Consider the following 24,678-nt stretch of genomic DNA (forward strand, 5'->3'; position numbering starts at 1 on the left):
CCGATGCTGCCCCAGCCTCCCGTCCTGTCCGTCAAGAACCTGCGCGTCGCCTTCGGCTCCACCGAGGCGGTGCACGGGCTGAGTTTCGACATCCATCGGGGCGAGACGCTTGCGCTGGTGGGTGAAAGCGGCTCGGGCAAAAGCGCCACGGCGCTGTCGATCCTGCGGCTGATCGAACGCGAGGGCGGGCGGATCACCGGAGGGCACATAAGGCTGGCCTGCGCAAAGACCCCCGGCACCACGGTCGAGATCACCACCCTGCCCCCCGCCGCGTTGCGGGCGATCCGGGGCGACCGGATCGCAATGGTGTTTCAGGAACCCATGACCTCGCTCAACCCGGTGATGACGGTCGGTGCGCAGCTGGCCGAAACGCTGGCCCTGCATCGCGGCCTGCGGGGCCGCGCCGCCCGCTCCGCCGCCCGCGCCGCGCTGGAGCGGGTCCAGATCCCCGAACCGGACCAGCGGCTGGACCAGTATCCGCATGAACTGTCCGGCGGGCTGCGGCAGCGGGTGATGATCGCCATGGCGCTGGTCTGCGAACCCGACGTGCTGATCGCGGACGAGCCGACCACCGCGCTGGACGTCACCACGCAGGCCGAGATTCTGGCCCTGATCGCGGGGCTGCAGCGCGATCTGGGGATGGCGGTGCTTTTTATCACCCACGACCTTGGCGTCGTGTCCGAAATCGCCGACCGGGTCTTGGTGCTGAAGGATGGCCACCTTGTCGAGGAGGGGCGCAAGGCCGATCTTTTCGCCGCGCCGAAATCCGACTATGCCCGCGAACTGCTGGCCGCCACGCCACGGCTTGGCGGCGGCTCCCCTGCCCCGCTGACAGGGGCCGAGCCGGTGCTGGTGCTGCGCGATGTGGTGACGACTTATGGCGGCGGGGGGATTTTTTCCCGCAGGGCGCCGGTCCAGGCGGTGCGCGGCGTCTCCCTCACGCTGGGGCGGGGCGAAACGCTGGGGCTGGTGGGAGAAAGCGGCTGCGGCAAGTCCTCTCTGGCGCGCACGGTGATGCGGCTGGTTGACCCTGCCTCCGGCGAGATCGACCTGCTGGGCACCCGGATCGACACGCTTGGCGCGGCGGCGCTGAAACCCCACCGGGCGCGGATCCAGATGGTGTTTCAGGATCCCTATGCCGCGCTCAACCCGCGCATGTCGATCCGCGATCTGATCACCGAACCGGCCCATCTGCACGGCATGGTGACCCCAAGGGGACGCGACGCCATGGCGCGCGACCTGCTGGAGCGTGTGGGTCTGCCGTCCGATGCGGCGGAACGTTATCCGCACCAGTTTTCGGGCGGGCAGCGGCAGCGGATCTGCATCGCGCGGGCGCTGTCGGTGACGCCCCAGATCATCGTGGCGGACGAGGCCGTCTCGGCGCTTGATGTCTCGACCGCGCGGCGGGTGACGGATCTGATGGCCCGCATCCAGCGCGAGGAGGGGGTTTCTTTTCTGTTCATCAGCCATGACATCGCCGTGGTCGAACGGGTCAGCCACCGCATCGCGGTGATGTTCAAGGGCGAGATCGTGGAACAGGGCGAGACGGCGCAGGTTCTGCATGCCCCCCGCCATCCCTATACCCGCCGCCTGATGGCCGCCGTGCCGCGAGCCGATATCGGGACTGCCGCGGCAGGGATTCGGCAGGACGCTCTGGCGCTCACCTGACCCCGGCGTGCCCGCAGGTTTGAGGCCGGGCCGGGGCCAAACCGCGCCTGCCGCATCACGGGCGGGCAGAGCCTGCGGCCGGTTCAGGGGCGGTGAGTCGGTCCGACTCACCCGCCCCGCGCCGGTTGGTTCGCGGAATGGGAAGGATGCGGACCCTCCGCCGGGCGGCTCAGAACGATTCGGGCAGGAACGCGGACGAATCGGCCATCGGCGCAGCCTGACCTGCCCGCGCTGCGACACGGGCCAGCGGCCCCCGCAAAAGGCAGGCTGATGCGGCAGAATCCGCTGATTTCGCCCTAATCCGGACCCTCCCGCGCGAGGATACCACGACACGCGGAAGACGGCCCCCGAAGGGGAAAACTTTTCTCAACTTTCAGGAGTTTAGTGGTGAGCCGTGCAGGATTCGAACCTGCGACCCACTGATTAAAAGTCAGTTGCTCTACCAACTGAGCTAACGGCCCACTGTGGGGGCGCTTCTAGAAAGAGCGGAGGGTAGGGTCAACCCGAAAAATCACATTTTTCCAACATCCGTGTTTCGGGACGGGTCCAGACTCTGGAAAGGGCCTCGCAACAGGCGTATAGGGCCGCGGATGGATCAGACACGCGCACAGACTCTGCCCTTTCTCAAGATGCACGGGCTTGGCAACGACTTCGTCGTGCTGGACGGGCGTGCCCGCCAGATCGAGGTGACACCGGCGCTGGCGCGTGCGCTGGCCGACCGGCATCGCGGCGTGGGATTCGACCAGCTTGCGCTGGTCACCCATGGCGCGGGCGATGCCCGGCTGACCTTCTACAACGCCGACGGATCCACCGCAGGCGCCTGCGGCAATGCCACCCGCTGCATCGCGCGCTGGCTGATGGACGAAACCGGGCGCGACGCGCTGGATCTGGTCACCGAACGCGGCACCCTGCGCGCGGTGGATGCGGGCGGCGGGCTGACCTCGGTCAATATGGGTGCTCCGCAGCTTGACTGGCAGGAGATTCCGCTGGCCCATGCCATGGACACGCTGGAGCTGCCCATCGACGGCTCCCCCACCGCCACCGGCATGGGCAATCCGCACTGCACCTTCTTCGTGCCGGATGCCGAAGCCGTGACGCTGGAGCAGATCGGCCCCAAGCATGAGCATCACCCGCTCTTTCCGCAGCGCACCAATGTGCAGGTCGCCAGCCTGACCGGGCCGAATCATCTGCGGATGCGGGTCTGGGAGCGCGGCGTCGGGGTGACGCTGGCCTCTGGCTCGTCCTCCTGCGCCACGGCGGTGGCGGCGGCGCGGCGCGGCCTGACCGGGCGGCAGGTGACGGTGGATCTGGATGGCGGCACGCTGATCATCGACTGGCGCGAGGATGGCGTCTGGATGACCGGCGCCACCGCGCATGTGTTCGACGGCACGCTCAGCGCCGCATGGCTGGAGCAGGTGGCATGAGCGCGCCGCGATTCACCACGCTGGGCTGCAGGCTCAACGCCTACGAGACCGAGGCGATGAAGGCGCTGGCCGATCAGGCCGGGCTGCAGGATGCGGTCATCGTGAACACCTGCGCCGTGACCGCCGAGGCGGTGCGCAAGGCCCGGCAGGAAATCCGCCGCCTGCGCCGCGAAAACCCCGAGGCCCGGCTGATCGTCACCGGCTGCGCCGCGCAGATCGACCCCGACAGCTTCGCCGCCATGGCGGAGGTCGATCACGTCATCGGCAACAGCGAAAAGATGGCGCCGGAAACGTGGCAGGGGCTGCGTCCCGATTTTATCGGCGACACCGAGCGGGTACAGGTCAATGACATCATGTCGGTGACCGAAACCGCAGGTCATCTGATCGACGGGTTCGGCACGCGCAGCCGCGCCTATGTGCAGGTGCAGAACGGCTGCGACCATCGCTGCACCTTCTGCATCATCCCCTATGGCCGGGGCAATTCGCGGTCGGTCCCTGCCGGTGTGGTGGTGGATCAGGTCAAGCGGCTGGTGCAGCAGGGCTATAACGAGGTGGTGCTGACCGGGGTGGATCTGACCTCCTGGGGGGCGGATCTGCCCGGCACGCCCCGGCTGGGCGATCTGGTGATGCGGCTGCTGCGGCTGACGGATGTGCCGCGGCTGCGGATCTCCTCGATCGATTCGATAGAGGCGGACGACAACCTGATGCTGGCCATCGCCACCGAACCGCGCCTGATGCCGCATCTGCATCTGAGCCTGCAGCATGGCGACGATCTGATCCTGAAGCGGATGAAGCGCCGCCATCTGCGCGACGATGCCATCCGCTTTACCGAGGAGGCGCGCAGGCTGCGCCCCGACCTGACCTTTGGAGCCGACATCATCGCGGGCTTCCCCACCGAGACCGAGGCGCATTTCGACAATTCGCTGAAGCTGGTCGAAGACTGCGGCCTGACATGGCTGCATGTCTTTCCCTATTCCGCCCGCCCCGGCACTCCCGCCGCGCGCATTCCCGCCCGCGTCGATGGCCGGGTGATCAAGGAACGTGCCGCCCGGCTGCGCGCCGCAGGCGAGGCGGCGGTGCAGCGCCATCTGGCGGCACAGCAGGGTGTCACCCACCGCATCCTGATGGAGGCGCCCGATATGGGCCGGACCGAGCAGTTCACCGAGGTGACGCTGCGCGCGCCGCAGACCGAAGGTGCGATCATCACCGCCACCATCACCGGCCATGACGGCGCGCGTCTGACCGCCTGACACGACCCGGATCCGAATTCCGGCGCATGCAGGCCGGGCGCGGCATCGGCTTGGTCCATGACCGGGCCTTGCCGCCGCGCCGACATAGGCACGTTTGGTCCTGCTGGCGCCCGGGCGGACCATGCCCACCGGCATCTGGTGCGGTCTCGGCGATCCTGCGGCACCTCTGGCCGAAGGCGTCGGACAGGAGCCTGCCACGCGCGCCAACCCTGTCCGCGATCCGCTGCCCGAGGGGGGGATGCCTGCACCCGTTGCATGAGTCCCCGGTTTGAGTCATGAGGACGGTCATGCAACGCCAAAGCCGTGCCCTTCTGGTCCATCTCTTCACCGCCACAGGCGCGGTCTTTGCCATGCTGGCGCTACTGGCCGCCGCGCGCGAAGACTGGGCGCTGATGTTCCTCTGGCTCGTGGTGGCGTTTTTTGTTGATGGCATCGATGGTCCGCTGGCCCGCCGCTATGACGTCAAGACCAACGCACCACGCTTTGACGGGGTGCTGCTGGATCTGATCATCGACTACCTGACCTATGTGTTCATCCCGGCCTTTGCGCTGTTCCATTCGGATCTGCTGCCCGGCTGGACCGGCTGGATCGCCATCATCATCATCACCTTTGCCAGCGCGCTGTATTTCGCCGACAGCCGGATGAAGACGGCGGACAATTCCTTCAGCGGGTTTCCCGGCTGCTGGAACATGCTGGTGCTGGTGCTCTTTGCGCTGCAGCCGAATTTCTGGGTGATCCTGACGCTGGTCTCGGTGCTGGCCATCGCGATGTTCCTGCCGATGAAATTCATCCACCCCGTGCGCACCGAACGCTGGCGCGCGGTGTCGCTGCCCATGGCGCTGGCATGGACCTTCTTTGCGGGCTGGGCGGCATGGGTCGAATTCCATCCGCAAAGCTGGGCGCATTGGGGGCTGGTCGCCACCTCGCTTTACCTGCTGTTCGCGGGCATCGCGCAGCAGCTTATTCCCGCGCGGACGCGGTGAGCCGCAGCGCGACCCCCGCCGCCACGCCCGCGCCGCACGCCATGATTCCCCCTGCTCCGAATACCGCGCTGGCGGCGCTGCTGACGCTCGCAGCCTCCAGCCTTGTGGCGGGCACCACGCTTCTGGCCAAGGCCGTCGGCACCGGCGCGCTGGGGCCCGCGCTGCACCCGCTGCAGGTCAGTCAGGGGCGGTTCCTGTTCGCCTTTCTCGCCTTTGCCACCGCAGCGGCGGTGCTGCGGCCAAGGCTGCACCGCCCGGCATGGGGCACCCATACGCTGCGCGTGGTGTTCGGCTGGGGCGGGGTCAGCTTCATGTTCGCCGCCGCCGCCTTCATCCCCTTGGCCGATGCCACGGCGATCAGCTTTCTGAACCCGGTGGTGGCGCTGCTGCTGGCGGCGCTGATCCTGCGCGAAAAAGTGGGGCCGGTGCGGCTGTCGGCGGCGGCACTGGCGCTGGCGGGCGCGATGATCCTGCTGCGCCCCACCCCGGAGGCCTTCCGCCCCGAGGCGCTGCTGGCGCTTGGTGCCGCCCTGATGCTGGGCTGCGAGACCATCGTCATCAAGCGGCTGTCGGGGCGCGAGCCCGCTTTCCAGATCCTGCTGGTCAACAACGTGATCGGCGTGGTCCTTGCCAGCCTTGCCGCGGCCTTTGTCTGGCAGGCCCCGACCCCGGCGCAATGGGCGGCGCTGGCGGGAATCGGCGGGCTGATGGCGCTGGCGCAGACCTGTTTCATCACCGCCATCGCCCGTGCCGATGCCAGCTTCGTGGCGCCGTTCTGGTATGCGACGCTGGTCTTTGCGGCGCTTTACGATCTGGCGCTGTTCGGCGTGATCCCCGACGCCGTGTCGGCGGCGGGCGCGGTGATCATCGTGGCGGGCGCCGCCCTGCTGGCGTGGCGGGAGGCGCGGCTCAGGCCTTCAGCCGCCAGCCGGTCCGGAACAGCCCCCAAGCCATAAGCGCCACCAGCGCGGTCGATCCCACCGCCACGGCCAGCCCCAGCATCGGGCTGCTGTCCGACACGCCGATCATGCCATAGCGCGCCCCGTCGATCAGGTAGAAGACCGGGTTCACATGGGTGATCTCGTAAAGCCCGGGCGGCAGCGCCTCCACCGAATAGAAGGTGCCCGACAGGAAGGCGAGCGGGGTCACGATGAAGTTGGTGATCGCCGCCATCTGGTCGAACTTGTTGGCGAAAAGCCCGGCCACCACCCCCACGGCAGACAGGAAGGCCGCGCCCAGCACCACGAACACCGCCAGCAGCAGCGGATGCGCGGGCACCTGCCCCGTGGCCACGAACAGCCCCGCCAGAATCGCCAGCGCCACCACAATGCCGCGCGCGACACCGCCCGCCAGATAGCCGATGACCAGTTCGAACGGCGCCAGCGGCGGCATCAGCGTGTCGACGATATTGCCCTGCACCTTGGAAATCACGATGGAGCTGGAGCTGTTGGCGAAGGCGTTCTGGATCACCGTCATCATCAGGATGCCGGGGGCGATGAATTCGGTGAAGGGCACGCCCAGCACCTCGCCCCGGGTGGGGCCGATGGCAATGGTGAAGATCACCAGAAACAGCCCGGCAGTGACCAGCGGCGCCAGCAGGGTCTGGGTCCAGACCGCCAGAAAGCGCTGGATCTCGCGGCGGCAGAGCGTCGCCAGCCCCAGCCAGTTGACTCTGCCGAAGCGGCGGGTGCCGGGGGCGATGCGTCGGGACGTGGTCATGGGGCGGTCCTTTCCTTTGCCCCGGCTTGTAACTCCGCAGGCGATGACTACAATAGGGCCTCCGATGGAATTTCCAGGCGGCCCTCAGCGAGGCCGCTTTTTTCAAGCTGAGGATCCGATATGTCCTGGACGGATGAGCGCGTCGAGCTGCTGAAGAAGATGTGGGCCGAAGGCCAGTCGGCCAGCCAGATCGCCAAGGAACTGGGCGGCGTCACCCGGAATGCGGTGATCGGCAAGGTTCATCGGCTTGGCCTGTCCAACCGGACGGGGCCCGGCGGCGCTCCCGGCCCGGTGCCGGCACAGGCGCCCGCAGCCCCGCCCGCGGCGCCCGCCGCACCGCCCGCGAAGGAGGCGAAGATCATCAAGGAAACCAAGGGCAGACCCGCCCCGCAGCCAGAGGCCGAACTGGAAGATGACGCGCCCGCAAAGCGCGCTCCGGTGGATATCGACATGGACGAGGACATGGACGAGGCGGAAACCCGTCCCGTGCCCAGCCCCGCGCGCAAGGCCATCGTGCCTGCGGGACAGCCCCTGCCGCCGCAGCCTTCGGCCAATGAAATCAGCCCCGAGGCGCTGGCCAAGGTCAGCGAGATCGAAAAGAAGGCCAAACGGCTGACCCTGATGGAGCTGACCGAACGCACCTGCAAATGGCCGGTGGGCGATCCCGCGACGCCGGATTTCTGGTTCTGCGGCCTGCCCGTGCAGCAGGGCAAACCCTATTGCGAGGCGCATGTGGGCGTGGCGTTCCAGCCCATGTCCTCGCGCCGGGACCGCCGCCGCTAGGCGCCGCGCGCCCTCCTCTGCCGACCCGACGGGCCCCCTTTTGCGGGGCCCGCATCTTTTTCTGCGACACGGAGCAACGCGATGCCGCGTCGCGGCGTTGAGTCCGTTGGGCAGAGATGGAAACGGGCAGATGGCAGAGTTCCTTCAGATCGGGGCGTCCTATCAGGCGCCGCTTGCGTTGCTGCTGATCGTGGCGCTGTTCGGGTTTTTCCTGTGGGAGGTCTATCCGCCCGAAGTGCCCGCCACCGGCCTTGCCGCGGTCTTCGTGATCCTTGGCTTCGTGTCGCAGGACGACCTGCTGTCGGTCTTTTCCAACCCCGCGCCGCTGACCATCGCCGCCATGTTCGTGCTGTCCGGCGCACTGGTGCGCACCGGCGTGCTGGAGGCGATCTCTGACATGGTGATCGCACAGGCAGAGCGTCGGGCCGGGCTGGCGCTGGGGCTGATCGTGGCGGTCACGCTGCTGGCTTCGGCCTTCGTGAACAACACGCCCGTGGTGCTGGTGCTGATTCCGGTGGTGATCCGGCTGGCGGGCGCGCTGAAGGTGGCGCCGACACGGCTGCTGATCCCGCTGTCCTATGTGGCGATTCTGGGCGGCACCTGCACGCTGATCGGCACCTCCACCAACCTGCTGGTGGACGGGGTGGCGCAGCGCGAAGGGCTGGAGCCCTTCGGCATCTTCGAGATCACGCCGGTGGGGATTGTCGTGGCGCTGGCAGGGCTTGCCACGCTGGGCGCCCTTGGCCGCGCGCTTCTGCCCGACCGCGATGCCAGCAACCCCGACCAGATGCTGGGCGAGACCACCTTCCTGTCGGAGGCGGCGCTTGTCGACGAGACCCATGCGGGCAAGACGGTCAGCGAGGTGGCGGCGCTGTCGCGGGGCGGGCTGCGGGTGCTGGGCCTGCGCCGCAAGGGAGAGCCGCTGCGCGGCACCGTGGCCGATCAGGTGCTGGAAAAGGGCGACGTGCTGGTGCTGCGCGCGCCCACCTCGGAACTGCTGACGCTGCATGCCGATCCCGGCTTCCGCGTCGGCCTGCGCCGGGGCGAGCCCGCCGAAGGCGAACTGGTGACGGTCGAGGTGGTGGTGGCGCCGCGCAAGCCCAATCTGGGCCGGTCGCTGCGCGAGATGTCGCTGGGCCGCCGCTTCGGGGTGCGGGTGCTGGGCGCGCACCGGCACGAGCACAATCCCGGGCCGGATCTGGGCGCGGTGCGGCTGAAACCCGCCGACAAGCTGCTGCTGGAAGGGCCCGCTTCGGCCTTCGAGACGCTGGAGGAGGAGGCGCAGCTGATCTCTGTCAGCCGTCCCACCGGGCGCGCCTTCCGCCGGGGCCGCGCGCCCTTGGTGCTGGTGGCGCTGGCCGTGGTCGTCGTGCTGGCCGCGATGGGGGTGATGAGCATCGCGGTGCTGTCGATGCTGGCGGTGGCGGCCATGCTGATGCTGCGCTGCATCGACGCCGACGAGGCATGGGGCGCGCTGGACGGCTCCATCCTCGTGCTGATCTTTGCCATGCTGGTGATCGGGCTGGGCCTGCAGAACAGCGGCGCCGTGGCGCTGGTGGTGGATCTGGTGGCGCCCTTCGTGTCCGGCCTGCCGCCCTATCTGGCACTGCTGGCGGTCTATCTGATCGCCTCCATCCTGACCGAGATGGTCACCAACAACGCGGTGGCGGTGGTGTTCACCCCCATCGCCATCGGCCTGTCGCAGGCGACCGGGCTTGATCCGCGCGCGCTGGCCATGGCAGTGATGTTTGGCGCAAGCGCCAGCTTCGCCACGCCCATCGGCTATCAGACCAACACGCTGGTCTATGGCGCGGGCAATTACCGCTTCGCCGATTTCCTGCGCATCGGTCTGCCGATGAACGGGGTGGCGGCACTGGCAGCCTGCGCCGCGATCCTGTGGCTGGCGGCATAGGGGCTGCCCGCCCGGCCGCCACAGGCGGACAAAGAAAGACAGAGGGCTCTGCCCGCCCGTCCGCCACAGGCGGACAATATAAAGACAGGGGGCGCTGCCCGCCTGGCCGCCACAGGCGGACAATATAAAGACAGGGGGCGCTGCCCGCCTGGCCGCCACAGGCGGACAATATAAAGACAGGGGGCGCTGCCCGCCTGGCCGCCACAGGCGGACAATATAAAGACAAGGGGCGCTGCCCCCGTCCCCTGCGGGGACTCCCCCGGGATATTTTCAGCCAATGGAAGCGCGACGGAGGGGCTTTGCGGCGCCGGGGAGAGGGCGTATATGCGCGGGATGCAGAATCCGCCCGATCTTCGCCCCGACCTCGCGCGCGCGCGCATTTCCGACACCCGCCGTGCCGGCCAGCCGACCATCGGCATGGTCTCGCTTGGCTGTCCCAAGGCGCTGGTGGACAGCGAGCGCATCCTGACCCGGCTGCGCGCCGAGGGCTATGGCATCTCGCCGGACTATTCCGGGGCGGATGCGGTGATCGTGAACACCTGCGGCTTTCTGGACAGCGCCAAGGCCGAAAGCCTTGAGGCGATCGGCGAGGCGCTGGCGGAGAACGGGCGCGTGATCGTCACCGGCTGTCTTGGCGCCGAGCCCGACTACATCACCGGCGCGCATCCCCGGGTGCTGGCGGTGACGGGCCCGCATCAATACGAGCAGGTTCTGGATGCGGTGCATCGCGCCGTGCCGCCTTCGCCCGATCCGTTTGTCGACCTGCTGCCTGCGGCGGGCGTGAAGCTGACGCCGCGGCATTACAGCTATCTGAAGATTTCCGAGGGCTGCAATCACGCCTGCAAGTTCTGCATCATCCCCGACATGCGCGGGCGCCTGAGCAGCCGTCCGCATCGCGCCGTGCTGCGCGAGGCGGAAAAGCTGGTGGAAGCCGGGGTGCGCGAACTGCTGGTCATCAGTCAGGACACCAGCGCCTATGGCACCGACTGGAAGGACCGGGAGGCGAAGTTTCCCATCCTCGATCTGGCGCGGGATCTGGGCAGCCTTGGCGCCTGGGTGCGGCTGCATTACGTCTATCCCTATCCGCATGTGCGCGAGCTGATCCCGCTGATGGCGGGCGCCTCCGGCAGCGGGGCGGGCGGCATCCTGCCCTATCTCGACATTCCGTTCCAGCATGCCCATCCCGACACGCTGAAGCGCATGGCCCGGCCCGCCGCCGCCGCGCGCACGCTGGACGAGATCGCGGCATGGCGCGCCGACTGTCCGGAGATCGTGCTGCGGTCGACCTTCATCGTGGGCTATCCCGGCGAGACCGAGGCGGAGTTCCAGACCCTGCTCGACTGGCTGGACGAGGCGCAGCTGGACCGGGTCGGCTGTTTTCAGTACGAGGACGTGAAGGGCGCGCGGTCCAATGCCCTGCCCGATCACGTCGCGCCCGAGGTCAAGCAGGACCGCTGGGACCGCTTCATGGCAAAGGCTCAGGCGATTTCCGAGGCGAAGCTGGCCGCAAAAGTCGGACGGCAGATGCAGGTTCTGGTCGACGAGGTGGATGACGAGGCCGCCACCTGCCGCACCATGGCCGACGCGCCCGAGATCGACGGCAACCTGTTCATCGACGAAGGGTTCGAGACGCTGAAGCCCGGCGATCTGGTGACGGTCGAGGTCGAGGAGGCCGGGGAATATGATCTGTGGGGGCGCATGATCGCCTCCCCCCGCGTCTGAGTCGCGCCGATCCGCGCCGCCCGTAAGGGGTGGCGCGGCCAAAACCTGCAAGAAATGACAGGTGACCCGGCAAAAATCGCGGGCGGGCCCGGTGCCCTGCCCGGGTGCAACCGCTTCGGATCCGCGACAAACTCTTCACGATGCGGTAACCTTCTGGTGTTCGGTCGGTTCGGCAGGGAGGGTCCATCCAGGATGGGTCACGCAGATCCGGCAGCGCCGGGGAGCACCGGGGCGCCATGCGCGATCCCGTAAGCCCCCGTCGGGCGCGGCATCGATTTTCCCTTCGGGGGCAAGACATTAAAGCTGTGGATTGATAGGTTACGGGATGCCGCCCATTGCCGGGGGCATCCCGTTTTTACGCGGACTGCCGGCACCCTGCCTGTCTGCCCTCAGGTGCCCGACAGGATCAGCAGATCCAGCGCCTCGTCCTCCAGCGCGCCCTGCGTGTCGACCTGCGCCTGACAGGCCTTGTGCAGCGGATCGGGCAGCACGCCCAGCGACATGGCCAGCGCCGCCAGTTCGGTGCGCGAGCTGAGCCCGGTGTTCTGGATCAGCGCGTTCAGCCGCTGCCGCACGGCAGAGACCGAGATCTCCAGCTGCGCCGCGATCTGCTTGTCCTGATGGCCCGCGCCGATCATCTCCAGCAGCTCCAGCTGCTTGCCGGTGATCTGGTTGCGCTCGGGAAATTCGCGCGTGAAATGATACATGTAGCGCTGATGCGCGGTCAGCGCCGCCATGCTGAGTGTCCAGCCATGGGCCTGAATGATGCGCTGCATGTCGCGGCGCGAATGGTTGCCGGTGAAGGTCAGCAGGCCGACCTGCGACGGCGCGTTCTGGCGCAGCGGAATGGAGAACCCCGCCCGCATGCCGCGCCGCGCCGCCTCGCGCAGGACCGCCACCCGCGCCTCGGGCAGAGGATGGTAATCGTCCAGAAACTCCAGCCCGACCGCGATCGGCGTCAGCCGGTCCATGGCATGGCTGCGGAAATAGGACCAGCGCGCCAGATCCGGATCGGCGTTATACGCGCTGAGCCAGGCGGAGTCGTAAGAGGTGCGCAGGAACAGCGTCTTCTTCCAGTTGCGATAGGCGCTGGCCCCGATAAAATCCACGCAAGGCAGCTTCAGTTCGCGGCCCAGACAGACGATCAGCCGCCAGACCTCTTCCGATCCCTGCGTGGTTTCCAGATCGATCAGGAATCGCTGCAGCAGCTCGGGCACGTGCTGCTCGGCAGCCATCATGGGACGGCGGCGGCTGGAAGGGCGCAGGTCGGTCACAATCCCTCTCAACAAGTCGGGGCCGGGCGGGCCGGTGTCGCGGTCAGGTGCATCCGCGGACGCACCCGTCGGATCGGGCGACGGGCCTCTTGGATCAGGCGCTTGCCAGAGTTTGACGCCTTTTAAGGTCACTGGCAAATGTCAAAAGATATAGGAAGCTACTCCAAACGCACAGCTTGCCTACCCTATCGCGCCCTTGCGCTGCCCGCGAAGCTTTGGCAGAGGGGCGCCATGGCCAAGCTGCATTTTCACTATTCTACCATGAATGCGGGAAAATCCACGCTGCTGCTGCAGGCCGCGCACAACTACCGCGAGCGGGGCATGGACGTGTTCCTGCTGACCGCGCGGCTGGACACGCGGGCGGGGCCGGGCCGCATCGGCTCGCGCATCGGGCTGGGACAGGCGGCAGAGACATTCGGCCCCGAAGATGACCTTTTCACCCGCATCACCCAGGCGGCGGCACAGCCGCTGGCCTGCATCTTTGTCGACGAGGCGCAGTTCCTGACCGAAGCGCAGGTCTGGCAGCTCGCGCGGGTGGTGGATGACCTGCACCTGCCGGTGATGGCCTACGGGCTGCGGGTGGATTTTCGCGGCAAGCTCTTTCCCGGCTCGGCGGCGCTGCTGGCGCTGGCCGACACGCTGCGCGAGGTGCGCACCATCTGCCATTGCGGGCGCAAGGCCACAATGGTGATCCGGCAGGATGCGGCGGGACGCGCCGCCACCGAAGGCGATCAGGTGCAGATCGGCGGCAATGAAACCTACGTTTCGCTCTGTCGGAAGCACTGGCGGGACGCCACAGGCGATCCCGTTTCCCCCGCCAGCGCCTGACCGCGCCTCCGGACCGGGATCAGACCGGGTTCGGCACGTCCTCTCCGGCAAAAAACGCCCGCAGATTGGCCACAGCCATCCGCCCCATCTCCTCGCGCACTTCCAGCGCGGCGGTGCCCAGATGCGGCAGCAGCACCGCATTGTCGAGCGCGCGCAGCGCCTCGGGCACGCGCGGCTCCTGCTCGTAGACATCCAGCCCCGCCCCCGCGATGCGGCGGTCCTGCAGGGCGGCGATCAGCGCCGCCTCGTCCACCACATCGCCACGCGCGATGTTGATGAAATGCCCGCTGGGTTTCATCGCCGCCAGCACCCCGGCATTTACCGTGTGCCGGGTCTCGGCCCCGCCGGGCAGCGCGGTCACCAGCACGTCCACCGCCGCCGCCAGCGCCTCGGCGCTGTCCATGCGGGTGGCGGGAAACTCCAGCGCCTTTTCGGAGCGGCTGACATAGGCGACCTTCATGCCAAAGCCGAAATGGCAGCGCCGCGCGATGGCCTGCCCGATGCGCCCCATGCCAAGGATGCCCACGGTCTTGCCCGACAGGTGCAGCCCCAGCATCTGCACCGGATGCCAGCCCTGCCACGCGCCCGACCGCAGCAGCCGCTCGCCCTCACCCGCACGGCGGCAGGACATCAGCATCAGCGTCAGCGCGATGTCGGCGGTGGCATCGGTGACGGCACCGGGGGTATTGGTCACCACCAGCCCCGCCGCCTTGGCCGCCGCCACGTCGACATGGTTGTAGCCCACGCCAAAATTGGCAAGGATCCGGGCGCGCGGCGCCCCCGCCTCGGCAAAGACCGACGCGTCATAAAGATCGCCCAGCGTCATCAGCACCCCGTCATACGAGGCCAGCGAAGAGCACATCTCGTCGCGGCTCAGCGGCTCGGGACGGTCCCGGTAGGTCACGTCGAACAGCGCGCGGGCCTCGGCCACCACGCTGTCAGGCAGGTTGCGGGCGATCAGAATCTTGGTCAATGCAGGCGTCCTCCCAAAGGCACATCCATGTCCGGGCGCACCAGCACCACGGCGCCCCCCTCGTCCATCACCCCCAGCACCAGCACCTCGGACCGGAACGGCCCGATCTGGCGCGGCGGGAAATTCACCACCGCCAGCACCTGCGTGCCGACCAGCGCTTCGGGGGTGTAATGCACGGTGATCTGGGCCGAGCTTTTCTTCTCGCCGATCTCTGGGCCAAAATCGATCCACAGCTTGATGGCGGGCTTGCGCGCCTCGGGAAAAGGTTCGGCCCGGATCACCCGGCCCGCGCGGATGTCGACGGCCAGAAAATCGTCATAGCTGATCTCAGCCACGGGCAAGCTCCTCCGACCGGCGGGTGGCGGCGGCCACCGTGGCGCGCACCAGCGGCGGCAGGCCGCGCTCTGCATCCATCAGCACCTCCAGCCCGGCCTGCGTGGTGCCATTGGGCGAGGTCACGTTGCGCCGCAGTTCCGCCGGATCGGCGCCCGATGCCATGGCCAGCGCGCCCGCGCCCGCCACCGTGGCCCGGGCCAGCTGCAGCGCCAGATCGGGTGCCAGCCCCTCGGCCTCGCCCGCCGCCGCCAGACATTCGATCAGGTGGAACACATAGGCCGGACCAGAGCCGCTCAGCCCGGTCACCGCATCCATCTGCGCCTCCGCCTCCAGCCGCACCACCTGCCCCACGGCAGACAGCAGCGCCTCGGCCTGATCCAGATGCGCGGCGGTGGCATGGGCATTGCCGATGATCGCGGTGATCCCCTGCCCCACTGCGGCAGGCGTGTTCGGCATGGCGCGGATCACCGGGGTCGCCCCGCCCAGCATCGCCTCATATTGCGCGATGGTCACCCCGGCAGCCACCGACAGGAACAGCGTGGCGCCATTGCCCAGCGCCGCCAGATCCGGCAGCGCCCCGGCCATCATCTGCGGCTTCACCGCCACCAGCACGATGGCGGGATCCGCAGGCAGCGCCTCGTTCAGATGCACGCCCTGCACCTGCAGCCAGTCCGAAGGATGCGGATCCCGCACCCAGACCGATGCTGCGGGCAGGCCGCGCGCCAGCCAGCCCTCCAGCATCGCCGACCCCATCTTGCCGCAGCCCAGCAGCACCAGCCCGCGCCGCGCAATCTCCTGATCCATCGTCCCGCTCTCCCGTCCGGTCCCGCTCTGCTGCCGTGATACGCGGCCCCCGACTGCGGTGCAATGCCGCCACAGACAGAACGGGCGCGCCTCCTCGCGGCGGCACGCCCTTCATCTTGCCTGTTAAACTCCGGGGGAAGCCGCCGCAGGCGGCTGGGGGCAGAGCCCCCGGCAACCCTCCCCTCAGGCGCGGCCGTAGGCTTCGGCGATGGCGATCTGCAGCGCCTCCTGCGCCGATTTCCCCGCCCATGCGATCAGCTGGAAACAGGGATAATACCGCTCCGAGGCGGTGACGGCACTGGTGATCATCATGTCGATCTGTTCGGGGGCGGCGGTCTGCCCCCCCGTCAGGACCAGCCCGTACCGGTAGACCATCAGCTTCGGCTCGGCCCAGTAGGTAAAGGCACCGGCCCAGCACTGGTCGTTCACCGCGTTGAGCCCTTCGTAAAGCTCCGACAGCGCCGCCTCCGGCGGCTCCATCTCGAAGGTGCAGATCAGCCGCAGCGTCTCGTCGCGCGGCGACCAGGCCAGCGTGACGGAATAGCTGCGCCACTGGCCCACGACGGCCATGGCGATCTGATCCTCGGCGATCCGGTCAAAATCCCAGTCGTGATGTTCGGCCAGCGTCTCCACGATGTCGATGGGATGAATGTCGTCGCTCAGGAACACTTCGGAGAGTGCCATGCGCCACCTCTTATGGTTGTAGTTTTTGGGCCCGACAGCGCCCCAAAAACTAGGTGCCTGCTCCAGAGGGTGGGGCATACCCCGTTCCTCTTACCACATATCGTGCCTGTGCCATGGCCCCGCTGTAAAGCGAAATATTCTTGACGCCTACAATAAGTTGTGGATCAGACCGGGGATCGTTCAACCTGTGCCCAGTGATTCCCTGTGGACAGGTGGGGGCCTTTCCCGGACCTGTCCACAGAAAGCCGGATCAGGACATGGGCACCGGGCCGGGACAGGCGGCAAGCACGGTGGCGGCGGCCTCGGCGGGCACCACGTCAAACCCCTGTTCCGCCAGCCGCACCCCTTCGCCCTCCAGCGCGAGGGTCCAGCGCCCGGTCACCATTTCGTAAGGAAATTCAAAGGTGAAGAGCGCCAGTCCCGGATCATCAGGATGCAGCACGGTGACCCAGCTCTGCCGCGTCACGCCCCGTGGCCCCATCGGCGGATGGGTCAGCACCACACTCACGGGCTGCGGCGCGCTGCCGCCTTCGGAGATGAAACGGATGCCAAAACTTATCCCAAGCTCGGCAGGGACAAGCGTGGTGGTCACGTCGATGTCCCGGTCCTGCGCGATCAGGTTGAGACGGCCCTGTTCGGTCTGGGGGGCGGCGATCGTGCCTTCGGAGGTGACCTGACAGATCACGCCATGATCCAACAGCCGCAGCCCGGCCTCCTGTGCCGAAGCAGGCAGGGCAAGGCACAGCGCGGTCAGGATCGGGGCAAGGCGCAAGCGGATCTCCATCGCAGCCTATATGGGGCCGCGCGGGGCTTGCGGCAACCGCAGGATGCTTCACATGAAACAGCCTCCCCCGCGTGACGGGAGAGGCTGCAGACTGTCAGGTTCTCCGGCTCAGCCGATGGCGGCGGCCTTCACGTCCTCGTCGATATAGGGGACATATTGTGCGAAGTTGTCAGAGAACATCTTCACCAGCTTCTGCGCCTGCGCGTCAAAGGCTTCCTTGTCGGACCATGTGCGGCGCGGATCCAGCAGCAGTTCGGGCACGCCCTCCACCTGCACCGGCACCTCGAAGCCGAAATTCGGATCCTTGCGGAATTCCACCTTGACCAGCGACCCGTTCAGCGCGGCATGCAGCAGGGCGCGGGTGGCCTTGATCGGCATGCGGTGGCCGGTGCCATAGGCGCCGCCGGTCCAGCCGGTGTTCACCAGCCAGCAGGTCGCGCCGTGCTTGGCGATCTTGTCGCGCAGCAGGTTGCCATAAACCTCGGGGCGCAGCGGCATGAAGGGCGCGCCGAAGCAGGTGGAGAAGGTCGGCTGCGGTTCGGTGATGCCGCGCTCGGTCCCTGCCACCTTGGAGGTGAAGCCGGACAGGAAGTGATACATCGCCTGTGCCGGGGTCAGCCGCGCGATCGGCGGCAGCACGCCGAAGGCGTCGCAGGTCAGCATGATAATGTTCTTGGGATGCCCCCCCAGCGCGGTGGCCGAAGCGTTGGAGATATACTCCAGCGGATAGGCGCAGCGCATGTTGGCGGTCAGGCTGTCATCCTCGAAATCAAGCTCGAAGGTCTCGGGATCAAAGACCATGTTCTCGATCACGGTGCCGAATTTCGAGGTGGTGGCGAAAATTTCCGGCTCGGCCTCGGGCGACAGGTTGATGGTCTTGGCATAGCAGCCACCTTCGAAGTTGAAGGTGCCGCGATCCGACCAGCCATGTTCGTCATCGCCGATCAGCACCCGCTCGGGATCGGCGGAAAGCGTGGTCTTGCCGGTGCCGGACAGGCCGAAGAACACTGCCGTATCCACCGGGTTGTTCGGCGCATGGTTGGCCGAGCAGTGCATCGCCATGATGCCCTTGAGCGGCAGCAGGTAGTTCAGCAGGGTGAAGACCGACTTCTTGTTCTCGCCCGCATATTCGGTGTTGGCGATCAGGATCATCTTGCGGTCGAAGTTCAGCGCGATGACCGTATCGCTGCGGCAGCCGTGCTTGGCGGGATCGGCCTTGAAGCTGGGGCAGTTGATGATGGTGAAATCCGCAAGGAATTCGTCCAGCTGCTCGCGCTCGGGGCGGCGCAGCAGGTGGCGGATGAACAGGCCGTGCCATGCCAGTTCGGTCACCATCCGCACCTTGATGGAATGGGCGGGATCGGCGCCCCCCACCAGATCCTGCACGAAATAGTCGCGGCCCTTCATGTGCTCGACCATGTCGGCATGCAGCGCGTCGAACCCTTCGGGGGTCATGGCGCGGTTGTTGTCCCACCAGATCTTGTCTTCGACAGAGGGCGTGCGCACCACATGCTTGTCCTGCGGCGACCGGCCGGTGAACTTGCCCGTGGTGACGTAAAAGGCGCCACCCTTGCCCAGCGTGCCTTCCCCGCGTTTCAGCGCGGCCTCGATCAGCGCCGGCTCCATAAGATTGTAATAGACATTGCCCAGCCCTTCGATCCCTTGATCTTCAAGGCGGAATTGCGGGTTCACCCGTCCAAATGTCATCTGCCAAGCTCCTGTAGCCGCGCGAGAGGGGGCGGCGGTCTTTATCCGGACGGAACCGTCTCCGTCCCCCGGAGACGCGCGCCGCCGGTACCGGATGCTTTAACACGGGGCTTGCCGCCAAGAACAGAAGGCTGAGGAGAGGTTAGCGCAACCAAATCACCTTTAGCGTTAGCACCGGGAATGGGAGCGCAAGCAGCGCCCGCTGGCGCCAGCCGACTGAGGCATTTTAGTCATTCCTTACCACATTTCCGCTGCAATCCAGCCCGGAGATAGACCTGATTCGCAGATTCGGATTGTTGAAAAAGGCGAAACCCCGCATAGTGATGACAAAAAAGTCAGCTCCAGAGCAGTATGAGGAACCATTGCCATGTCCAGAATCGCGCTCGTGGACGATGACAGGAACATCCTGACATCCGTCTCCATGACGCTCGAGGCCGAGGGCTTCGAGGTTGAGACTTATAATGACGGACAGGCGGCTCTGGACGCCTTTAACAAGAAAATGCCGGATATGGCGGTGTTTGACATCAAGATGCCGCGCATGGACGGCATGGATCTGCTGCAGCGCGTGCGGCAGAAATCCCGGATGCCGGTCATCTTCCTGACCTCCAAGGACGACGAGATCGACGAGGTTCTGGGCCTGCGCATGGGCGCCGACGATTATGTCAAAAAACCGTTCAGCCAGAGGCTGCTTGTCGAACGCATCCGCGCGCTGCTGCGCCGTCAGGAAGCGGTGGCGGGTGACGTGGTGGGCGATACCGAAGACACCAAGCTGATGCTCCGCGGGTCGCTGACAATGGATCCGCTGCGCCATTCCGTGTCGTGGAAAGGTCAGGACGTGTCGCTGACCGTGACCGAATTCCTGCTGCTGCAGGCCTTGGCGCAGCGGCCCGGCTTCGTGAAATCCCGCGACCAGCTGATGGACGTGGCCTATGACGATCAGGTCTATGTGGACGACCGGACCATCGACAGCCACATCAAGCGCCTGCGCAAGAAGATGCGGACCGTGGATGCGGAATTCTCCGCTATCGAAACGCTCTACGGCATCGGCTATCGTTACAACGAAGAATAACGATGACCTTCGCCGAGAGGATCTCGATGCGCGGCGACCGCACGGGCGACCAGCAGGACGCCGATGTCGTTCTGGGCGATGACTGGATCGCCCCGGACAGCACGGTAGAAAAAGAGCTGCGCGACAGCCGCGCGCGGCGCACCCTGTTTTCGCTCAACCGCTCGCCGCTGACCCGCAAGATCATCACCTTCAACCTGATCGCGTTGAACGTGCTGGTGGCGGGGATCCTCTGGCTCAATTCCTCGCGCGATACGCTGGCGCTGCAGCGGGCCAGCGCGATGACCGCGCAGGTCGAACTGGTCGCCGACGTGTTCGAGGCGCAGCTGCCCGCGGGGGCGCCGGTCAGCCTTGGATCCTCCGACGGGATCGACATGTCCGCGACTCTGGAGGGGATCGACCTCTATCAGGGGGTGGAACTTCTGGTCTTTGACACCGGCAGCTTTCTGGTGGGAGAGACCAGCGGCACCCTGCCCGACCCGATGCTGAGCGCGCTGCAGCCCGATGACCGGTCCACGCTGATTTCGGATTTCCTTGACCGGACATGGCGCATGGTCGCGGGGTTCTTTTCCTATTTCGAGGACAGTCCCGCGCTGGGGACCGAAGACCGGCTGCGCCGCATGATGGAGGCGGATGACCCGACCCAGACCCGCGTGCGCTCTGGCAGCGGGCCGGAGGGCGGCATCGAATTCACCGCCTTTTCGCCGATCCGTCAGGGGGATGTGGTGCTGGGCACCGTGGCCATGGTCGCCCCCGCCTCCGAGATCGACGCCGCCGTCAGCGCCGAGCGCGAGCGGGTGCTGCAGATGTTCGTGATCGCCACGCTGGTCTCCATCGGGCTGAGCCTTGTTCTGGCCTCGACCATCGCCAATCCGATTTCCGATCTGGCGGATGCCGCCGAAATCGGGCGCGACCGCAACCGCAGCAAGAACACCTCGCGCCGCATCCGCATCCCCGACCTGACCGCCCGCCCCGACGAGATCGGGCGGCTGTCCGGCGCGCTGCGCGGCATGGTGGCCGCCCTTTATGACCGGATCGACAGCAACGAACAGTTCGCCGCCGATGTCGCGCACGAGATCAAGAACCCGCTCGCCTCGCTGCGCTCCGCCATCGGCAGCCTGCGCATCGTCCGCAAGGAAGAGCATCGCGAAAAGCTGCTGAGCGTGATCGAACATGACGTGCGGCGTCTGGACCGGCTGGTCAGCGACATTTCCAATGCCTCGCGGCTGGACAGCGAACTGGTCAAGGAAGAAGAGCAGGAATTCAACCTGCTGGAGATGATCGGCAACCTGACCCAGTTTCTGGGAGAGGACGCGCGCAAGAAGGGCATCGAATTCATCACCGACCTGCCCGAAAAACCCATTCTGATCAGCGGGCTGGAGCCGCGGCTGGCGCAGGTTTTCGTCAATCTCATCACCAATGCCGTCAGCTTCTGCGAAGATGGCGACGCGATCCGGGTCTGGGCGCGGCGCCGTGACAACCGCGTGCTGGTGGTGGTCGAGGATACCGGCCCCGGCATCCCCGAAGAGGCGCTGCAGAAGATCTTCAAACGCTTCTACTCGCACCGGCCCGAAAATGACTTCGGCAACAATTCCGGCCTTGGCCTTGCCATCTCCAAGCAGATCGTCGAGGCGCATGGCGGGGTGATCTGGGCCGAGAACATCCGTCCGACCGAAGCCGACGTGACCTCGGAACCGCTGGGCGCGCGCTTTGTCGTGGGCCTGCCGGTCTGAGCCATGGAGGTGCCGAAGCCCCTGATCCTGCACGCCACCGCCGTGGCGGTGGAGGGGCACGGCCTGCTGATCCGCGGGGCTGCGGGGTCGGGCAAATCGGCACTGGCGCTGGAGCTGATGTCGCGCGGCGCGCAGCTGGTGGCCGATGACCGGGTGGTGATCACCGCCGAGGGCCCCCGGCTCTGGCTTTCGGCCCCCGCCGCAATCGCCGGCCTGATCGAGGCGCGCGGCATCGGCCTCCTGCACGCCACGCCCGCGCCGCGCGCTGCACTGGCGCTGGTCGTGGATCTGGACCAGACCGAAGCGGCGCGCTTGCCGCAGCGCCGTGAAACCATGCTGCACGGGCGAAATATCCCCTTGCTTCACAAAGCCGCGCATCCCTATTTTCCCGCAGCCATTCTTCAATATGTGAAGGGTGGTCGAAGGGATCCGGAAACATGACCGAGCAGCCGCCAGGCCATCAACGCGTTGTCCTCGTGACGGGGCCCTCCGGGGCTGGCCGGTCCACGGCCATCAACGTGCTGGAGGATCTGGGTTTCGAGGCGATCGACAACATCCCGCTGCGGCTGATCCCGCGCCTGCTGGACGGCGCGGCCCTGACCCGGCCCATGGCGCTGGGGGTGGATGTGCGCAACCGGGATTTCAGCGTGCAGGGCCTGCTGGATCTGCATCGCGACCTTGGCACCCGGCCCGGGCTTGCCCCGCAGCTTCTGTATCTGGATGCTTCGCCTTCGGTGCTGGCACGGCGCTATTCCGAAACCCGCAGGCGGCATCCTCTGGCGCCGGATGCGGCCTTTACCGAAGGAATCGCGCGGGAACTGGCCCTGCTGGACGAGGCGCGCGCGGTGGCCGACATCCTGATCGACACCTCCGAGCTTTCCCCGCACGAATTGCGCGACCAGCTGCAGCACTGGTTCGCCCAGCGGCTGGATCTGCGCATGGCGGTGTCGCTGCAGTCCTTTTCCTACAAGCGCGGCCTGCCGCAGGGGCTCGACTGGGTGTTCGACTGCCGGTTTCTGGACAATCCGCACTGGCAGCCGGATCTGCGCCCGCTGACCGGGCTGGATGCACGGGTGCGCGCGCATGTCGAGGCGGATCCGCTGTTCGACCCCTTCGTGACGCGGCTTGTGGATCTGGCGCTGTTCGCCCTGCCCGCCTGCAAGACCGAGGGCAAGGCGCATCTGTCCTTCGGTTTCGGCTGCACCGGCGGCAAACACCGTTCGGTGACTGTCACAGAAACGATGTCCCGTGCCCTTGCAGAGCATGGCTGGCAGGTGTCAACTAGACACAGGGAGCTGGAGCGGCGCAGCCTGACCGGAACTGGCGGGCGCGAGGGACTGGACGAGAGGTCGCAGGCGTGATCGGCATAGTGATCGTGGCCCATGGGGGTCTGGCGCGGGAATATCTTGCGGCGGTGGAACATGTCGTGGGCGCACAGGCGGGCGTGCTGGCCATTTCCATCGAAGCCGATCACGATCGCGCGATCAAGCAGGCGGAAATCTGCGACGCCGCCGACCGTGTCGATACCGGCGACGGGGTGGTTCTGGTCACCGACCTGTTCGGTGGGTCCCCCTCCAATCTGAGCCTCATGGCCTGCCAGCCCGAGAACCGCCGCATCCTTTACGGCATGAACCTTCCCATGCTGATCAAGCTGGCAAAAAGCCGCCAGCTGACCGTTCCGGATGCGGTCCGGGGGGCGCTGGAGGCGGGGCGAAAGTATATTGACAGTCAGAACGTCAAGCCTGATGCCCCGTAGGGCCGAAAGACCCGGAATCCGAAAGTGCCCGACATGAGCAACAGCACCGCCACCCGCAGGCTGAAGATCGTCAACGAGAAGGGGCTGCATGCCCGCGCCTCCGCCAAGCTGGTGGAGGTGGTCGAAGGCTTCGACGCCCGTGCCGAGGTCACGCGCGACGGGATGAGCGCCTCTGGCGACAGCATCATGGGGCTTTTGATGTTGGCAGCCTCGAAAGGAACCTCTATTGAGGTCGAAACCTCGGGCCCGGATGCCGAGGCGCTGGCTGAGGCGCTTGAAGCTCTGGTGGCGAATCGTTTCGGCGAGGACAACTGAGACTCCCTGCGGGGAGCCTGTAGGATCAGAGTGGCGCATGGTGGACAGCTATCGGGCTTCGGCCGGACAGGGAGCAACCCCTCCCGACCACGCCCCCTATGACAAGCGCAAGCTGAGCTATGCCAACACCTTCACGAATCCGTGGAAGGCCAACACCATCCGTGCGCTTGAATGGGCGACGGGGAAAATCCCGCTGATCCAGCTGGTGCGCCGGTTCGAGCGCGCGGGTGTTCCCGACGGGCAGGCCTTCTGGCCGCAGGCGCTGGCGCATATGCGGATCGACCTGCAGACGCCGCTGGAGCAGATCGCGCGCATTCCCCGCAAGGGTCCGGTGATCGTGGTCGCCAACCATCCGCACGGGCTGGTGGACGGCATGATCCTTGCCGAGATCATTGGCCGGGTGCGCACCGACTACAAGATCCTGACGCGGTCGCTGCTGACCGGGGTCAAGGAGATCACCCAGTTCATGATCCCCGTGCCCTTCCCGCATGAAGAGAACGCGCGGGAAAAGGGTCTGGCGATGCGCGCCCTCGCCATGGAGCATCTCAAGACCGGCGGGCTCATCGCGCTTTTCCCCTCGGGCGTGGTGGCGGCTTCGGAAACCGCCTTTGGCCCGGCGGTGGAGGCGGGCTGGAACCCGTTCACCGCAAAGATGATCCAGCGCTCGGGCGCGACGGTGGTGCCGGTCTATTTCCCGGGGCAGAATTCCCGCGCCTATCAGCTGGCCAACCGCATCTCTCCGACGCTGCGGCAGGGGCTGCTGATCCACGAGGTGATGCATGCCTGCGGGCGGCCGCAGTCGCCGGTGGTGGGTGAGCCGATCACCCCCGACATGGTGCGCAGCTGGTCCGGCAAGCAGCGCGAATTCGTGGCATGGCTGCGCGAGACGACGCTGGCGCTGAAGGGCAGCTGAGGCTGCCACAGGTCAGGGCGCAGGGGGGCTCTGCCCCCGTCCGC

Annotated in this window: 24 protein-coding genes and 1 tRNA gene; 16 read left to right on the forward strand and 9 right to left on the reverse strand. The window is 66.8% G+C overall.

From position 1 onward, the window contains the following. The first annotated feature begins 3 nt into the window (after positions 1–3). Entirely contained in the window at positions 4–1,668 is a 1,665-nt protein-coding gene (locus VK682_RS00625) for an ABC transporter ATP-binding protein (RefSeq protein ID WP_230794645.1), read from the forward strand. Between the two features lie 385 nt (positions 1,669–2,053). Here the strand turns inward: VK682_RS00625 and VK682_RS00630 are convergent. Next, a tRNA-Lys gene (locus VK682_RS00630) sits at positions 2,054–2,129 on the reverse strand. Positions 2,130–2,258: 129 nt separating this feature from the next. Between VK682_RS00630 and dapF the strand changes: the two genes are divergently transcribed. The 4 genes from dapF to VK682_RS00650 all read left to right on the forward strand — a co-directional run bounded on the left by dapF (position 2,259) and on the right by VK682_RS00650 (position 6,281). After that, positions 2,259–3,092: a diaminopimelate epimerase gene (gene dapF, locus VK682_RS00635; RefSeq protein ID WP_089842099.1), complete on the forward strand. Its 834-nt coding sequence runs from the start codon at positions 2,259–2,261 to the stop codon at positions 3,090–3,092. After that, entirely contained in the window at positions 3,089–4,342 is a 1,254-nt protein-coding gene (mtaB, locus tag VK682_RS00640) for a tRNA (N(6)-L-threonylcarbamoyladenosine(37)-C(2))-methylthiotransferase MtaB (protein WP_230794646.1), read from the forward strand. Before dapF ends, mtaB begins: the two co-directional genes overlap by 4 nt. A gap of 287 nt (positions 4,343–4,629) precedes the next feature. Continuing rightward, entirely contained in the window at positions 4,630–5,325 is a 696-nt protein-coding gene (locus VK682_RS00645) for a CDP-alcohol phosphatidyltransferase family protein (protein ID WP_089842105.1), read from the forward strand. Positions 5,326–5,366: 41 nt separating this feature from the next. Continuing rightward, the gene (locus VK682_RS00650) at positions 5,367–6,281 is read left to right on the forward strand and encodes a DMT family transporter (protein ID WP_089842110.1); all 915 of its coding nucleotides are present in this window, start codon (positions 5,367–5,369) and stop codon (positions 6,279–6,281) included. Here VK682_RS00650 and VK682_RS00655 read toward each other — a convergent pair. Next, entirely contained in the window at positions 6,235–7,044 is an 810-nt protein-coding gene (locus tag VK682_RS00655) for an ABC transporter permease (protein WP_230794647.1), read from the reverse strand. The two genes, VK682_RS00650 and VK682_RS00655, sit on opposite strands and share 47 nt — an antisense overlap. A gap of 120 nt (positions 7,045–7,164) precedes the next feature. On the opposite strand from VK682_RS00655, the gene VK682_RS00660 reads away from it, so the two are divergent. From VK682_RS00660 to rimO, 3 genes are all read left to right on the forward strand, one after another. Then, positions 7,165–7,827 carry a GcrA family cell cycle regulator gene (locus VK682_RS00660; RefSeq protein ID WP_230794648.1) on the forward strand — a complete coding sequence of 221 codons (663 nt, stop codon included), beginning with the start codon at positions 7,165–7,167 and terminating at the stop codon, positions 7,825–7,827. Between the two features lie 130 nt (positions 7,828–7,957). Continuing rightward, on the forward strand, positions 7,958–9,739 hold the full coding sequence (locus VK682_RS00665) for an SLC13 family permease (RefSeq protein WP_230794649.1): 1,782 nt from the start codon (positions 7,958–7,960) through the stop codon (positions 9,737–9,739). Positions 9,740–10,063: 324 nt separating this feature from the next. Continuing rightward, entirely contained in the window at positions 10,064–11,461 is a 1,398-nt protein-coding gene (rimO, locus tag VK682_RS00670; protein ID WP_230794650.1) for a 30S ribosomal protein S12 methylthiotransferase RimO, read from the forward strand. Positions 11,462–11,850: 389 nt separating this feature from the next. Here rimO and VK682_RS00675 read toward each other — a convergent pair whose 3' ends face one another. Continuing rightward, complete coding sequence (locus tag VK682_RS00675) at positions 11,851–12,735, reverse strand: helix-turn-helix transcriptional regulator (RefSeq protein ID WP_089842133.1); 885 nt, start codon at positions 12,733–12,735, stop codon at positions 11,851–11,853. Positions 12,736–12,966: 231 nt separating this feature from the next. Here VK682_RS00675 and VK682_RS00680 point away from each other — a divergent pair, with 231 nt between their 5' ends. Next, positions 12,967–13,563, forward strand: a complete 597-nt coding sequence (locus VK682_RS00680; RefSeq protein ID WP_230794651.1) for a thymidine kinase — start codon at positions 12,967–12,969, stop codon at positions 13,561–13,563. Between the two features lie 19 nt (positions 13,564–13,582). Here the strand turns inward: VK682_RS00680 and VK682_RS00685 are convergent, their stop codons facing one another. The 6 genes from VK682_RS00685 to VK682_RS00710 all read right to left on the reverse strand — a co-directional run bounded on the left by VK682_RS00685 (position 13,583) and on the right by VK682_RS00710 (position 18,851). Further along, the gene (locus VK682_RS00685) at positions 13,583–14,536 is read right to left on the reverse strand and encodes a 2-hydroxyacid dehydrogenase (protein ID WP_230794652.1); all 954 of its coding nucleotides are present in this window, start codon (positions 14,534–14,536) and stop codon (positions 13,583–13,585) included. Continuing rightward, positions 14,533–14,871, reverse strand: coding sequence for a tRNA-binding protein (locus VK682_RS00690; RefSeq protein ID WP_089842140.1), 339 nt, complete (start codon positions 14,869–14,871; stop codon positions 14,533–14,535). Before VK682_RS00690 ends, VK682_RS00685 begins: the two co-directional genes overlap by 4 nt. Continuing rightward, on the reverse strand, positions 14,864–15,676 hold the full coding sequence (gene proC, locus VK682_RS00695; RefSeq protein ID WP_230794653.1) for a pyrroline-5-carboxylate reductase: 813 nt from the start codon (positions 15,674–15,676) through the stop codon (positions 14,864–14,866). The genes VK682_RS00690 and proC overlap by 8 nt, the downstream gene beginning before the upstream one ends. Before the next feature lie 183 nt (positions 15,677–15,859). Beyond that, on the reverse strand, positions 15,860–16,360 hold the full coding sequence (locus VK682_RS00700) for a type III secretion system chaperone family protein (protein ID WP_089842144.1): 501 nt from the start codon (positions 16,358–16,360) through the stop codon (positions 15,860–15,862). Between the two features lie 250 nt (positions 16,361–16,610). Continuing rightward, complete coding sequence (locus VK682_RS00705; protein ID WP_230794654.1) at positions 16,611–17,132, reverse strand: DUF3859 domain-containing protein; 522 nt, start codon at positions 17,130–17,132, stop codon at positions 16,611–16,613. Positions 17,133–17,252: 120 nt separating this feature from the next. Further along, positions 17,253–18,851, reverse strand: a complete 1,599-nt coding sequence (locus VK682_RS00710) for a phosphoenolpyruvate carboxykinase (RefSeq protein WP_324781305.1) — start codon at positions 18,849–18,851, stop codon at positions 17,253–17,255. A gap of 367 nt (positions 18,852–19,218) precedes the next feature. On the opposite strand from VK682_RS00710, the gene VK682_RS00715 reads away from it, so the two are divergent. From VK682_RS00715 to VK682_RS00745, 7 genes are read left to right on the forward strand one after another with little or no spacing between them, the layout of a single operon-like run. Next, positions 19,219–19,920: a response regulator transcription factor gene (locus tag VK682_RS00715; RefSeq protein WP_089842151.1), complete on the forward strand. Its 702-nt coding sequence runs from the start codon at positions 19,219–19,221 to the stop codon at positions 19,918–19,920. 2 nt (positions 19,921–19,922) lie between these two features. After that, positions 19,923–21,650, forward strand: a complete 1,728-nt coding sequence (locus tag VK682_RS00720) for a sensor histidine kinase (RefSeq protein WP_324781306.1) — start codon at positions 19,923–19,925, stop codon at positions 21,648–21,650. A 3-nt stretch (positions 21,651–21,653) separates the two neighbouring features. Beyond that, a complete protein-coding gene (locus VK682_RS00725; protein ID WP_230794656.1) occupies positions 21,654–22,091 on the forward strand; it encodes an HPr kinase/phosphorylase in 438 nt (145 codons plus the stop codon). Then, the gene (rapZ, locus tag VK682_RS00730) at positions 22,088–23,011 is read left to right on the forward strand and encodes an RNase adapter RapZ (RefSeq protein ID WP_089842163.1); all 924 of its coding nucleotides are present in this window, start codon (positions 22,088–22,090) and stop codon (positions 23,009–23,011) included. Before VK682_RS00725 ends, rapZ begins: the two co-directional genes overlap by 4 nt. Then, positions 23,008–23,406 (forward strand): PTS sugar transporter subunit IIA, encoded by a 399-nt coding sequence (locus tag VK682_RS00735; protein ID WP_089842167.1) that lies wholly within the window; start codon positions 23,008–23,010, stop codon positions 23,404–23,406. The genes rapZ and VK682_RS00735 overlap by 4 nt, the downstream gene beginning before the upstream one ends. A gap of 33 nt (positions 23,407–23,439) precedes the next feature. Further along, positions 23,440–23,721 (forward strand): HPr family phosphocarrier protein, encoded by a 282-nt coding sequence (locus tag VK682_RS00740; RefSeq protein WP_089842168.1) that lies wholly within the window; start codon positions 23,440–23,442, stop codon positions 23,719–23,721. Positions 23,722–23,758: 37 nt separating this feature from the next. Beyond that, positions 23,759–24,634, forward strand: a complete 876-nt coding sequence (locus VK682_RS00745; RefSeq protein ID WP_230794657.1) for a lysophospholipid acyltransferase family protein — start codon at positions 23,759–23,761, stop codon at positions 24,632–24,634. The last annotated feature ends 44 nt before the right edge of the window (positions 24,635–24,678 follow it).

Source organism: Salipiger marinus (assembly GCF_035481585.1).
Classification (GTDB): domain Bacteria; phylum Pseudomonadota; class Alphaproteobacteria; order Rhodobacterales; family Rhodobacteraceae; genus Salipiger; species Salipiger marinus.

Excerpts from the sequence above, each read along its gene's own strand:
- VK682_RS00625 (WP_230794645.1), top strand. The coding sequence starts at position 4 with ATGCTGCCCCAGCCTCCCGTCCTGTCCGTCAAGAACCTGCGCGTCGCC.
- dapF (WP_089842099.1), top strand. The coding sequence starts at position 2,259 with ATGGATCAGACACGCGCACAGACTCTGCCCTTTCTCAAGATGCACGGG.
- mtaB (WP_230794646.1), top strand. The coding sequence starts at position 3,089 with ATGAGCGCGCCGCGATTCACCACGCTGGGCTGCAGGCTCAACGCCTAC.
- VK682_RS00645 (WP_089842105.1), top strand. The coding sequence starts at position 4,630 with ATGCAACGCCAAAGCCGTGCCCTTCTGGTCCATCTCTTCACCGCCACA.
- VK682_RS00650 (WP_089842110.1), top strand. The coding sequence starts at position 5,367 with ATGATTCCCCCTGCTCCGAATACCGCGCTGGCGGCGCTGCTGACGCTC.
- VK682_RS00655 (WP_230794647.1), bottom strand. The coding sequence starts at position 7,044 with ATGACCACGTCCCGACGCATCGCCCCCGGCACCCGCCGCTTCGGCAGA.
- VK682_RS00660 (WP_230794648.1), top strand. The coding sequence starts at position 7,165 with ATGTCCTGGACGGATGAGCGCGTCGAGCTGCTGAAGAAGATGTGGGCC.
- VK682_RS00665 (WP_230794649.1), top strand. The coding sequence starts at position 7,958 with ATGGCAGAGTTCCTTCAGATCGGGGCGTCCTATCAGGCGCCGCTTGCG.
- rimO (WP_230794650.1), top strand. The coding sequence starts at position 10,064 with ATGCGCGGGATGCAGAATCCGCCCGATCTTCGCCCCGACCTCGCGCGC.
- VK682_RS00680 (WP_230794651.1), top strand. The coding sequence starts at position 12,967 with ATGGCCAAGCTGCATTTTCACTATTCTACCATGAATGCGGGAAAATCC.
- proC (WP_230794653.1), bottom strand. The coding sequence starts at position 15,676 with ATGGATCAGGAGATTGCGCGGCGCGGGCTGGTGCTGCTGGGCTGCGGC.
- VK682_RS00700 (WP_089842144.1), bottom strand. The coding sequence starts at position 16,360 with ATGGCACTCTCCGAAGTGTTCCTGAGCGACGACATTCATCCCATCGAC.
- VK682_RS00710 (WP_324781305.1), bottom strand. The coding sequence starts at position 18,851 with ATGACATTTGGACGGGTGAACCCGCAATTCCGCCTTGAAGATCAAGGG.
- VK682_RS00715 (WP_089842151.1), top strand. The coding sequence starts at position 19,219 with ATGTCCAGAATCGCGCTCGTGGACGATGACAGGAACATCCTGACATCC.
- VK682_RS00720 (WP_324781306.1), top strand. The coding sequence starts at position 19,923 with ATGACCTTCGCCGAGAGGATCTCGATGCGCGGCGACCGCACGGGCGAC.
- VK682_RS00725 (WP_230794656.1), top strand. The coding sequence starts at position 21,654 with ATGGAGGTGCCGAAGCCCCTGATCCTGCACGCCACCGCCGTGGCGGTG.
- rapZ (WP_089842163.1), top strand. The coding sequence starts at position 22,088 with ATGACCGAGCAGCCGCCAGGCCATCAACGCGTTGTCCTCGTGACGGGG.
- VK682_RS00740 (WP_089842168.1), top strand. The coding sequence starts at position 23,440 with ATGAGCAACAGCACCGCCACCCGCAGGCTGAAGATCGTCAACGAGAAG.
- VK682_RS00745 (WP_230794657.1), top strand. The coding sequence starts at position 23,759 with ATGGTGGACAGCTATCGGGCTTCGGCCGGACAGGGAGCAACCCCTCCC.